Genomic DNA, 11,405 nt, shown 5'->3' with positions numbered 1-11,405 from the left:
GTCGTCGGATGAAGTCGGTCGTGGCCGCGGCAGGAGGACCCGCAAAGCTGCCGTCGGCTTTGCGCGCCATATTCAGAAGGGCAATCGTCCGCGACCTTCCCGTAGAGGTGGTGGATTGGGATGGATCGAAAGCGTCCGGCAGCTTCGTTGACGCGATCCATTCGGCACCCGGAGTCAAGGCGACGATGCGCTCCTGCGATCTCTGTGGGGCCGAGACTGCGGTGCGTTCCGGCAAGGCCATCGCCGCAGTCTACATTCCTGAAAATCTCGAGCGCGACATCATGCGCGGGCGGCAGCCGCACGTCACCGTCTTCTTCAACAAGCAGTTCTTCGCAGCCCGCAACACAACTTCCAACTCAATTGCGGCGGCAGTCTCGTCCGCCACCGCCGATCTCGCGGCAAGTCCCGCACAGCGGGGCTTTCACACCGGGTCCTCTTATCGTTGAACAATATTTGGCTCCCAATCCCATGATCACCTACGCACCTCTTTCCGAAATCATCGCCGATCCCATCGTCCAGACCGGCGTGCTCGCCACGCTTGGCGCGCTGGTCACGCGCATTCTGCTCCGCAGCCGCCCGACGCTGCGTCTGATCGGTCAGCTGGCATTCTTTTTGGCGCTCACGGTGCTGCTGCTGTATCACGGGATCATTCCGTACGAGGTCGATCCGGCCAACATCTCAAGCGTGCGGCGCGTCTTCATAGGCATCGTCAAGGTGATCTGGTGGATCAACGCCGCATGGTCCCTGATCAGCATTGTTCGGGTTTTTCTGATCTTCGAACGGCAGCCGCGAGAGGGTCGGCTTCTTCAGGAACTTGTTGTCGGCGTCATCTACGTGGCAGCAGTCCTGTCGATCATCGCCTATGTCTTCAACGTCCCGGTCGGCACGCTGATAGCCACGTCAGGCGCGGTCGCCATTGTGCTTGGCCTTGCCTTGCAGAGCACTCTGGGCGACGTCTTCTCGGGTGTCGCGCTCAACTTCGCCAAGCCCTACGGAATCGGCGACTGGCTGGTGCTGAGCAACGGCTTCGAAGGCAAGGTGGTCGAGACGAATTGGCGGGCCACCCATCTTCTGACAGGTACAAACGATCTAGTGGTTGTCCCCAACAGCGACCTTGCAAAAGCAAGGCTGACCAATCTCAGCAGTCCCGAGCGGAGCCATGGCGTGACGCTCACGGTCCGTTTTCGGCCGACCACAGCGCCGTCGACGATGGCCGATGTGATGCACTCGGTTCTCCTGAGCAGCAATTCGATATTGGCGCAACCCGAGCCGAGTGTACAAACAGTGTCGCTGGACGGAGGCGCGGTGGAACTGGAGCTTGCTTTCAGGGTCGCAGACAGAGCCCTTGCCGGCAAGGCAAAGAGCGAGGTCTTCGACCTGATCTTCCGTCATGCAAAGGCGGCCGGACTCACTCTTGCTGCGCCCTTGGGAGCAGGTGGTCCGGCATCCCCGGAACCGAACGGGGTCGAACTGCCGTTCGGCTTCCACACCACGCCACGGCGGCTTCTGGACGCGATCCCCCTGTTTGCCTCGCTGACGGAGGATGAGAAGGAAGCGCTCGCCTCGACAATGACGCGCCGGACCTTCCGAAAAGGTGAGACCCTCGCAGAGCAGGGCGAGGTGCTGAAGTCGCTTATGATCGTTCGCAGCGGCGTCGTGGCTGTAAAACGGCACGAGGGCGCGCGCGAGACGGAACTGGAGCGTCTTGCGCCGGGTGACTGCCTCGGCGAAGGCGGCCTTCTGACTGACGCCGGTGAGTTAGGCAGCGTCAAGGCTCTCACCTTCGTGGTCGTTTATGAGGTCACGCAGGAGGGCCTGGCGCCGCTGATGCGAGATCGCCCTGCAATCGCCGACGAGCTGGCTTTGCTTCTGTCAAAGCGGAACGCATCGGAGCAGCTGCGACTCGGCCGGGGCGACGGAGCGGACGCGGCGGCGACGATACCGCCCCTGCGCGCGCGCATCAGACAGTTGTTCAAGCTCTGAGTTTGTAGGACCAATCCCGATTAACGCGCGAAAGAGCTATCATAGCGCTGCGGTCGGGTCGGTTGATTGCAGTTGAGGTCACGGCCGGGGCGGCGAGTGCCAGCTATAAGCCGACCGTGATCGCCGCAGTTATGGGGATCGCCGCGGTCGCCAGTCCGATCGTGTCGCTGATCAACGCGCGTGCGGCATCTGCCCCCGCATTGATGACGCTCTTCGGAATTATCGCAATGACGCCAAGAGGGTGGAGGTGATGGCCGGTACCCTGAGGCAACAGCAGACGCTCCCGACGAGCCGGCCAAAGGCTTCACGCATGGTTTCGCTCTAGGAGAGGAATGCTGCCGTCTCGCGATGCGGCCGGCTCCGTGGCGGGTCCCCAGGTGGTTCCGCCCCCTTCGTCAGAGGCGCTTAAACGTCTTGGTGACCGTTGCGCATCGGTAGACGTTGCACGAGCCATCTTCCGCAGGCACCTGCGTCAGCACAGCTGTTTGATCGGCACTGCAAGACTGACGATCACGCACATATAGGTCGTAAAGCGCTAATTTTTCTACACCTGACGAGGGGTGTCGAAGAATGGAGTGCTGCTCCAACTTAAGGGCTGAATCAATCGCACCACATGACATCTGCGATATGTTGTGCCGCTCAATCGCTGCTGCGTGCGTGGTGAGAATGCTCATTACAACAAGCGTCGCGATACTTCTCATAGATGCTCTCCATTCGTGCTGATTTCGACGGCGACGCGTATTCAGTTCGATGCCCGGACATCGTTTGTCCGGGCTTTCAGTCGCTCGATCGTTCTGCCGAGAGCTTACCGGTGCCAGCCTGAATTGATTGTATCGGCATTGCGTCGGCTGCATGTCCATGCTCCGAACAGCGATGTCATCGCGCCAAGGCATCGGTCGGGCATGCTTTGCCGAAGGGTGGCCGGCCACGTCAGGGTATCGATTGCGACGTCGATACATTTGGAGCATCGCCGAACTTGCCGAGAGGCCGGAAAGATCCCGCGAGAAACGTCAAAAGATCAGATGCTGCGTACAAGCCCTGAATCTTGAGACGTGATCAAATGCAACTCACGGAAACAATTTCCACTCTCGATGGAGAGAAGTCATGGCCGACAATCTCAACATGACGTCCGGGCAGCGCGCCACTGACGACAATATAGCCCAGCCAGCAGTTCCTGATCCGCGCGTGTTGCTTGCCTCCATTGTTCATGATTTCAACATATTGCTGACGCCGATCGTGTCCGTCCTGGAGGAGATGCAAGGTCGCGGGGCAGGAACGGCGCGGCAACTGAAAAAGATTGACGGCGCGATTTACTGTGCTTTTCGCGCCAAAACGCTGGCACGGCAACTGCTCGACTTTGCGAGCCCCCGACCGGTCAAGCTTGCGGCGGTCGATGTCGGTCGGCTTCTGGAACGACTCGAGGCGCCGCTTGCAAGCTTGTTGTCGACGCATATTCGTCTTGACCTCGACATCGCTGAGGATCTCCCCAAGGCCTTCATCGACCAGCAGCTGATCGAGCGGGCCTTGCTCAACCTCGTTTTGAACGCCCGTGACGCGATGCCGGCTGGGGGACGTGTGACGATCGCTGCTGCGCAGGATCGCCCATCCCCCAGTCGAACGTACGCAAGCGGCTCGATGATCCGCGTAACAATTTCAGACTGTGGCATCGGCATGGATGAGGCGACCCTGAAAATGGCCGGGGAGCCTCATTTCTCGACCAAGACAAATGGAACGGGCCTCGGCCTGGCGACCGTCAGGCAAATCATGGAACGCCAAGGTGGCGGGCTGTCGGTCGCCAGCGCGCCTCGTCGCGGCACCACCATCGACCTATGGCTGCCGGTGATGTCAGCGTCATTCGCCTATTAACCTTGCCGATCAGCAGGACCAAAGGAGACGTACAATGGATGTCCGCACTCTGATCATCAAAGTTGGTTCGACCGCCCGCGACTTCTTCTGGCCGCGCTACCGGCCGGAGCTGTACTACATGCGGGGGGCTGGACCGGCTACTGCTCGCCATGCCGTCATGGTTCAGGCGCGCCAACTGCCGATTGCGCTGCGTGAAGTGCAGCGTAAGCCTGTCCTGGCGACGCGCTCGCACTCGTCTCGCCAGCGCTGAGCTTAGTCTATCAGCGCGCTATTCCGCGGGTTGTCGGCTTCCCTCGCCGAACAAGCTACGCGAGCGCGCCACGTGATCCCCAGTTGGCTCTGCCAGCCTCGGGCAATTCCAAGGCTTCCTGCCGGGCGAACAGCTTTTGAATCGGCGCGACTGAATGTGGCAGCCCGCTTCGGGTCGCAGCAAGTCCTTACAAGAAAGCCTGCCTCTCGCGAGCTATTCCATTGCGTGGTCGTCAGATCGGCCTGTTGCACGACCCGAACCATGAGGTGATGAGCAATGTTGGCTGTGACCGAAGCCTCTGAAAACGCCGTTGACGGTGAAGGTTCACGCACCGCGCGGCCGCGGGTCGTTATCCTGGGCGCCGGTTTTGCCGGAGTTGCCGCAGCGCGGGCCCTCAAGAAATCCGATGCCGACGTGGTTCTGATCGATCGCCGCAATCATCATATCTTCCAACCTCTGCTCTATCAGGTGGCGACCGCAGTGCTTTCACCGTCCGAGATCGCCGCGCCGATCCGGCAGCTGGAAGCGACGCAAGCCAATTTGGATGTGATGCTCGCCGACGTCGTTGATGTTGATACGACCCATCGCACGGTCGATGTCATCCTTCCCGGGATAGGCACTCGCAAGGTGCGGTTCGATCTCCTCGTCGTCGCGACAGGCACGCGTCCGAGCTATTTCGGTCACGACGAGTTCGCCGCCTTTGCACCGGGGATCAAGAATCTCACCGACGCCGAGACGATCAGAACCAAGATCCTGAGCGCGTTCGAAATGGCAGAGGCGACCGATGACGAGAATGAACGCGCCCGCCAGATGAATTTTGTGCTCGTCGGTGCTGGACCGACAGGTGTCGAACTCGCGGCATCGATTGCGCAGATGGTGAGGGTCACGCTGCGTCGGAATTTCAGGCAGATCGATCCGGCAAGCAGCACCATCACCTTGATCGAGGGAGGCGACCGGGTTCTTCCGAGCTTTGCTCCGTCACTGTCGAAAAAGGTTGCCAGACACCTTGCCAAGCTCGGCGTCAAGATCTTGCTCGGCGTCAAGGTCGACCGTGTCGACGCACAGGGTGTGATCGCGGGAGGCGAAAGAATTCCAAGCGCGACCGTGTTGTGGACGGCAGGCATGGCTGCATCACCGATCATCCAGATGCTCGGTACCAAAACGGATCGCGCGGGCAGGGCGCTGGTCGAGCCTTCCCTCAATCTACCGGGTCAACCAGAGATATTCGTGGTCGGTGACGCTGCTTCCATACAGCAAGACGGACGACCCGTGCCCGGCGTTGCCCAGGCGGCCATCCAGCAAGGGCGTTATGTCGGGCGTCTGATCGCCGATCAAATCAGGGGGCGCGAACCAAAGCGGGCGTTCCGGTATCGGGATAAGGGCAACATGGCGGTTGTCGGCAAGAACTTCGCCATCCTGGAGTCCGGTCATCTCAAGACGGCTGGGTTCCTGACATGGTTTATATGGGCTTTCGTTCATCTGTTGGCTCTCCCCCAGCTTCAGAACCGCTGGCGGGTTCAATCACAATGGCTGTGGTCGTATCTGACCGGTCAGCGCAGTTCGCGGCTGATCTCCGAGGCGCCGCGCTCTACAATTTCTGAAGCGCCGCGACCCGCAGATGCGGCGGTCACGACCAAACAAACCACGGCGCCGTAATCCATCTGCTGCGCGAAGCGACGATCTCTCGAAGCGGCCGCGCCGGTGTCGGACGTGACGTCGCTTGGCTCCGGCGACCTTCCTTGCCGTGCCGCTTGCGAGGCTCTGCGTGGAGCAGCGCTACGATGTGTTCGTCGAAATTGAGCGAATTGCCGGGCGCAGTTCCCTGCCATTTGGCAGTTACGGCCAAACCGTGCTCGCCGGGCGCTACAAAATCACCGGTCATTCCTGATTTCTGATCCCGCTCCGGGCCGCAATTCACGCCGCTCCATGCACGAACCCCGGATCCGTAAGATCGGGCACAGGCGTCCTACCCGCGGCAGAGTTCTCCAAGAAGAAAGCGCCCGCCGAAGCCATAGTCCTGCTCACACACTTCATTCCGAGAGATCGGACAATCGAGCAGGAGAACGAGGATGGCAGTGGCGACCGCAAGCAAGGAGGACAAGCAGGCGAAGCCTTTGCCAGCGCCGAACAGCGACTTCTATCAACTTGTCGATGTCCTGACCCCCGACGAATTGGCCGTGGTCAAGAAGGTACGGGCCTACATGGAGAGCAAGGTCCAGCCGATCATCAACAAATACTGGTCCGAAGACGCGTTTCCCTTCGAGCTGCTGCCTTCGTTCAAGGAGCTGGGACTCGGCGGCCTTGGGTACGAGGGCTACGGCTGCGCCGGCGGAAGCCAGAAGCTCTTCGGCTTCGTCGCAATGGAGTTGGCTCGCGTCGACGCTTCGTTCTGCACCTTCTTCGGCGTGCATAGTGGTCTCGCCATGGGCTCGATCTATCTCGACGGCTCCGAGGAGCAGAAGCAGAAGTGGCTGCCGCCGATGGCGCGCTGGGAAAAGATCGGCTGCTTCGGCCTGACCGAGCCACTAGTCGGTTCGGGCACGAGCGGAGGGCTGACCACGACCGCCAAGCGCGAGGGCGACACGTGGGTGCTCAACGGCCAGAAGCGCTGGATCGGCAACGCGACGTGGTGCGACGTGTCGATCATCTGGGCGCGTGACCTTGCCGACAATCAGGTGAAGGGCTTCATAGTCGAGAACAAGACGACGCCCGGATTCAGCGTCGAAAAAATCGAGCACAAGATTGCGCTCAAGGTAGTCCAGAACGGCCAGATCACACTGAAGGATGTCCGCATACCGGAAGCCAACCGCCTGCAGGGCGGCAATTCGTTTCGCGATACCGCCCGCGTGTTGCGGATGACGCGCTACATGGTCGGCTGGGCGTCGACCGGCATCCAGATGGGCGCGTTCGAAGCAACGCTGAAATACACGCAGGAACGTCTGCAGTTCGGCAAGCCGATCGCTTCGTTTCAGATGGTGCAGGACATCCTCGCCAAGATGCTCGCCAACGTGACCGCGTGCCAGTGCCTGATGGTCCGCCTGGCGCAGATGGATGACGAAGGCAAGCTCGCCGACCACCACGCCTCGCTGGCCAAGGCGTTCTGCACGGCAAAGTCACGCGAGACGGTTTCGTGGGGCCGCGAGTTGCTCGGCGGCAACGGCATCGTTGCCGACTACAATGTCGCGCGCTTCTTCAACGACGCCGAAGCGCTCTACTCATACGAAGGCACCTATCAGATGCAAAACCTGATCGTCGGCAAAGCCATTACCGGCCTCGGCGCATTCGTGTGAGCAGCGGCGAGCCAGGGTCGCTCCCCCCGCCCTGGCTCGCCCCCCCTTTCCTGAACAGGAGTATCATCATGGCCGTGGAAACGGCGGGCCTGGCGCTCGCAAACGTCCTCTATGCGAAGAAGGGCAATATTGCCTACGTCACCGTCAATCGCCCAAAGGTCCTCAACGCGCTGAACACGCCGACATGGTCGGATTTGAGAAAGGCCTTCGAGGACGCTCGCGACGATGCCGCGATACGCGGCGTCATTCTGACGGGCGCCGGCGACAAGGCTTTCGTCGCCGGCGCCGACATCAGCGAGCTCGCGCGGGTCTCTGCGTTCGAGGCTGAACAGTCCAGTCGCTTCGGGCAAGGGGTGCTGGACCTCGTTGAGAATCTCGGCAAGCCGGTCGTTGCGGCCGTGAACGGATTTGCGCTCGGCGGTGGCTGCGAGACGGCGATGGCCTGCACCATCAGGATCGCGGTGGAAGCAGCGCGGTTCGGCCAGCCGGAAGTCACACTGGGCCTGGTGCCCGGTGGCGGCGGAACGCAGCGACTGCCGCGGCTTGTCGGCAAGGGCCGCGCCCTTCAGTTCATCCTCTCGGGTGAGATGATCACAGCACAGGAGGCGTATCGCATCGGTCTGGTCAACGAGATTGTTCCGGCCCCTGAGCTGATCACACGCGCCGAGGCGATCCTGCAGAAGATCGCCGCCAACGCTCCGATTGCCATCAGGTTCGCGCTCGAGGCGGCAAACAAGGGGATGGAGACGAGCCAGGGCGAAGGCCTGCTGCTCGAGGCCTCCTACTTCGGGCTGTGCGCCGCAACCGAAGACAAGAAGGAGGGCACGACCGCCTTCCTCGAGAAGCGCGCGCCACAGTTCCGTGGACGCTGAACGAACCCGACGCATACGAATTCAGAAAGGACAGCCCATATGGCAACCGACAACATTTTCGCCGGACTGAAGGTGGTCGACCTGGCCAGCTTTATCGCGGGGCCGGCCGCTGCGGTCATCCTGTCCGATTTCGGCGCCGACGTGATCAAGGTCGAGCCACCAACCGGCGACACGTGGCGCATTGGCTATAAGGTTCCGCCGCAACCGCGGTCAAAAGACAACTATCCCTGGCATCTCAACAATCGCAACAAGCGTGGACTGTCGCTCGACCTGAAGTCGCCGCAAGCGCAGGAAGTCCTGCGGCGGCTGGTCGTGTGGGCGGATGTTCTGATCGTCAACACGCCGCACCCAGCCCGCGAAAAACTGAAGCTCGGCTATGACGATGTCGCGCCGTGGAATCCGCGCCTGATCTATGCCGACGTCACCGGCTATGGCGACAGCGGACCCGACGCCCAACTCCCGGGCTTCGACCTCACGGCGTACTGGGCGCGAAGCGGCCTGCTGTCGCTGACGCGCGATGCCGGTGCCCCACCAACATTCCCGGTTACCGGCAGCGGCGATCATGCCACGGCGGTCAGCCTCTATTCGGCAATCGTCACCGCGCTCTACCGGCGTGAACGCACCGGAAAGGGCTCGTACGTTACCACCTCGCTGCTCTCTGCAGGCGTCTGGGCTTCCGGAGTCATGGCACAGGCAGCACTCGCCGAAGCCACGTTCTTCCCGTTGCACGATCGCGCCAACCCGCCGAACGCGACGTTGAACGTCTATCGGGCAGCTGACGACACATGGTTCCTGATCGTGCTGACGCCGGACAAATGGCCGGCTCTGTCCAATGCGATCGGCCGTCCGGATCTCTTGGCGGATGCCCGCTTCGCGGACCCTGCGAAACAGGCAGCGAATTCGGGGCAGCTCACCGCGATCCTGGATCAGACGTTCGCCGCGCAGCCGATGGCGCACTGGATCGAAGTCTTCGAACACGCCCATCTCACCTTTGGCGTGGTGCAGGCGCCTGCCGACGTGATCAAGGATCCGCAGCTCAAGGCGAACGACATTGTCGTGCCGTTGGAGGGCGCCGGCGGCAACCTCAACCTCACGATCGGCAGCCCGCTGCAGGTGCATGGCGTCATCAAGGCTCCGGCCCGACGCGCGCCCGAGCTTGGTGAGCATAGCGAGGAGATCCTGAAGCAGCTTGGCTTCAACGCCGGCGAGATAGACAGCTTGCACGCCGGCGGCACCGTTCCGAAGGCGCCAGGGCGTGCCGCCTAGAGCAAAGCACCGCAGCTGCTCGAGCTTTGCCGAGCTTAAACAGATCCTGGACGGACGGGAGTTGAAGACGATGGATGAGATAGTGACGGAACGGTCCGAAGGCATACTTCGCATTGAACTCAACCGGCCGGAAAAGAAGAACGCGCTGACTTCGGCCATGTACGCGAAGCTCGCTGATATCTTCAATGAGGCGGGCAGGGACGACAGCGTCCGCGTCGTGCTTTGGCACGGCGCAGGGGATGCTTTCAGCGCCGGCAACGATATCCAGGACTTTCTGAAGAATCCTCCAGGCGCTGGAGAATCTCCCCAGGCTCGACTCATGAATGCGCTGGCTGATTTCGGCAAACCGATCGTTGCGGCCGTGCGCGGCGCCGCAGTCGGCAGCGGAACCACCGTGCTGTTGCACTGCGATTTCGTCTATGCGGGCGAAAGCACCAGGTTCCAGATGCCTTTCATCAACCTTGCCGTGGTGCCGGAATTTGGCTCGAGCTACGCCGTTCCGGCTGCGATCGGGCACATCCGTGCGGCTGAGCTCATTCTGCTGGGATCGGCGTTCGATGCCAGGCGCGCCGCGGAGTTGGGGTTGGTCACGCAGGTCGTGCTCGATGAGAACCTGCTGCCGGTGGCGACCGAAACGGCGCGCAAGCTGGCAGCGAAACCGGCTGGTGCGCTGCAAGCGTCCAAGCGACTTCTGAAGCGTTCCTTCCGCGAACAGGTCAAGGCGGCGATGCAGGCCGAGAACGAGGCGTTCAGCGTCCATGTCCGCTCCGAGGAGGCGAAGGAAGCGCTGACGGCCTTTGTGGAAAAGCGCCCTCCTGACTTCACCAAAACCAGGAAACCTCCAGCGGCCGCGTAGCGCCGTTGGCGACGATCGAATTTGCAGGATGCCGCACTTCGGTATCGAGGCCCCCAGGCCGTAAAAGGAGAGACCCATGAACGACGCTTCCGCGACGAAGTCGAAATCAACATCGGGCAGCAAGGACACGGTTGGCCGGTTGTTCGTTCTCGAGGCGAGTGGTGGGCGCATTCACGCGATGAACTCGGACGGCTCCAGCCCGGAGGTCATCGTCACCGGCTGTCGAGTTCCTGATGGCATCGTCGTCGATGTCGCGGCCGGCCATTTCTACTGGACCAATATGGGCGTGCCCAACCTCAACGACGGCACCATCGAACGCGCCGACCTCGATGGCAGCAATCGCAAGGTCATCATTCCGCAGGGCATCACCCACACACCCAAGCAGATCCACCTGGAGAAGCGGAGCGGCAAGCTCTACTGGTGCGACCGCGAGGGCATGCGGGTCATGCGTGCAAACCTCGATGGCACCAATGTCGAGACGCTGGTCCAGACGGGTGAGGGCGAAGACGACAGCCGAGATCTCACCAAATGGTGCGTCGGTATTACGATCGATCCGGTGCGTGGGCACATCTATTGGACGCAGAAGGGTCCAGACAATGCCGGCCTCGGCTGCATCTTCCGGGCAGGCATAGAGATGCCCAAGGGCGAGGATGCCGCCAGTCGCACGGACATCGAAACATGGTTCGATGAGTTGCCCGAGCCGATCGATCTCGAGCTCGATCTCGAAAGCCGCTTTCTCTACTGGACGGATCGCGGCAATCCGCCGGCTGGCAATACCGTCAATCGTGCCTCGATCGATGCGCCCGCCAGAAATGGCTACGCACCGGAGCTCCTCGTCGGCGATCTGATGGAAGGCATCGGTATCGCGCTCGATGTTCCCGGCAATCGGATGTTCTTCACCGACCTCGGCGGCTCCGTTTATGTCGCACAGCTCGATGGTTCCAAGAACCGGGCGTTTCTCTTCGCCCAAGGTAACCTCACCGGCATTGCCTACGCCGAAATCCCCTCGAAGGAGAAATGAA

At 61.4% G+C, this 11,405-nt stretch carries 12 protein-coding genes; 11 read left to right on the top strand and 1 reads right to left on the bottom strand.

Going from position 1 to position 11,405, the window contains the following annotated elements; translation table 11 throughout:
- The first annotated feature begins 8 nt into the window (after positions 1–8).
- Positions 9–446, top strand: a complete 438-nt coding sequence (locus B5V02_RS28215) for an ABC transporter permease (RefSeq protein ID WP_111547322.1) — start codon at positions 9–11, stop codon at positions 444–446.
- A 22-nt stretch (positions 447–468) separates the two neighbouring features.
- The gene (locus B5V02_RS28210; protein WP_111547321.1) at positions 469–1,983 is read left to right on the top strand and encodes a cyclic nucleotide-binding domain-containing protein; all 1,515 of its coding nucleotides are present in this window, start codon (positions 469–471) and stop codon (positions 1,981–1,983) included.
- Positions 1,984–2,378: 395 nt separating this feature from the next.
- Here B5V02_RS28210 and B5V02_RS40210 read toward each other — a convergent pair whose 3' ends face one another.
- Complete coding sequence (locus tag B5V02_RS40210; protein ID WP_146606163.1) at positions 2,379–2,684, bottom strand: hypothetical protein; 306 nt, start codon at positions 2,682–2,684, stop codon at positions 2,379–2,381.
- A gap of 403 nt (positions 2,685–3,087) precedes the next feature.
- Here B5V02_RS40210 and B5V02_RS28205 point away from each other — a divergent pair, with 403 nt between their 5' ends.
- The 9 genes from B5V02_RS28205 (at position 3,088) to B5V02_RS28170 (ending at position 11,404) form a co-directional block, all read left to right on the top strand.
- Positions 3,088–3,849 (top strand): ATP-binding protein, encoded by a 762-nt coding sequence (locus tag B5V02_RS28205; RefSeq protein WP_111547320.1) that lies wholly within the window; start codon positions 3,088–3,090, stop codon positions 3,847–3,849.
- Between the two features lie 34 nt (positions 3,850–3,883).
- Complete coding sequence (locus tag B5V02_RS28200; RefSeq protein WP_111547319.1) at positions 3,884–4,099, top strand: hypothetical protein; 216 nt, start codon at positions 3,884–3,886, stop codon at positions 4,097–4,099.
- A gap of 276 nt (positions 4,100–4,375) precedes the next feature.
- Positions 4,376–5,755 carry an NAD(P)/FAD-dependent oxidoreductase gene (locus B5V02_RS28195; protein WP_111547318.1) on the top strand — a complete coding sequence of 460 codons (1,380 nt, stop codon included), beginning with the start codon at positions 4,376–4,378 and terminating at the stop codon, positions 5,753–5,755.
- A gap of 64 nt (positions 5,756–5,819) precedes the next feature.
- The gene (locus tag B5V02_RS40860) at positions 5,820–5,987 is read left to right on the top strand and encodes a hypothetical protein (RefSeq protein WP_167458706.1); all 168 of its coding nucleotides are present in this window, start codon (positions 5,820–5,822) and stop codon (positions 5,985–5,987) included.
- 181 nt (positions 5,988–6,168) lie between these two features.
- On the top strand, positions 6,169–7,389 hold the full coding sequence (locus B5V02_RS28190) for an acyl-CoA dehydrogenase family protein (RefSeq protein ID WP_111547317.1): 1,221 nt from the start codon (positions 6,169–6,171) through the stop codon (positions 7,387–7,389).
- 68 nt (positions 7,390–7,457) lie between these two features.
- A complete protein-coding gene (locus B5V02_RS28185) occupies positions 7,458–8,261 on the top strand; it encodes an enoyl-CoA hydratase-related protein (RefSeq protein ID WP_111547316.1) in 804 nt (267 codons plus the stop codon).
- A 39-nt stretch (positions 8,262–8,300) separates the two neighbouring features.
- Positions 8,301–9,527: a CaiB/BaiF CoA transferase family protein gene (locus B5V02_RS28180; RefSeq protein ID WP_111547315.1), complete on the top strand. Its 1,227-nt coding sequence runs from the start codon at positions 8,301–8,303 to the stop codon at positions 9,525–9,527.
- 70 nt (positions 9,528–9,597) lie between these two features.
- Positions 9,598–10,383, top strand: a complete 786-nt coding sequence (locus B5V02_RS28175; protein WP_111547628.1) for an enoyl-CoA hydratase — start codon at positions 9,598–9,600, stop codon at positions 10,381–10,383.
- Between the two features lie 76 nt (positions 10,384–10,459).
- On the top strand, positions 10,460–11,404 hold the full coding sequence (locus tag B5V02_RS28170) for a 3-hydroxyacyl-CoA dehydrogenase (protein WP_111547314.1): 945 nt from the start codon (positions 10,460–10,462) through the stop codon (positions 11,402–11,404).
- Position 11,405: the final 1 nt, after the last annotated feature.

It is taken from the genome of Mesorhizobium kowhaii, from assembly GCF_003253745.1.
Classification (GTDB): Bacteria; Pseudomonadota; Alphaproteobacteria; order Rhizobiales; family Rhizobiaceae; genus Mesorhizobium; species Mesorhizobium kowhaii.
The sequence above is the reverse complement of the archived record's forward strand: the minus strand, read 5'-3'. Positions and strand labels throughout refer to the sequence as shown.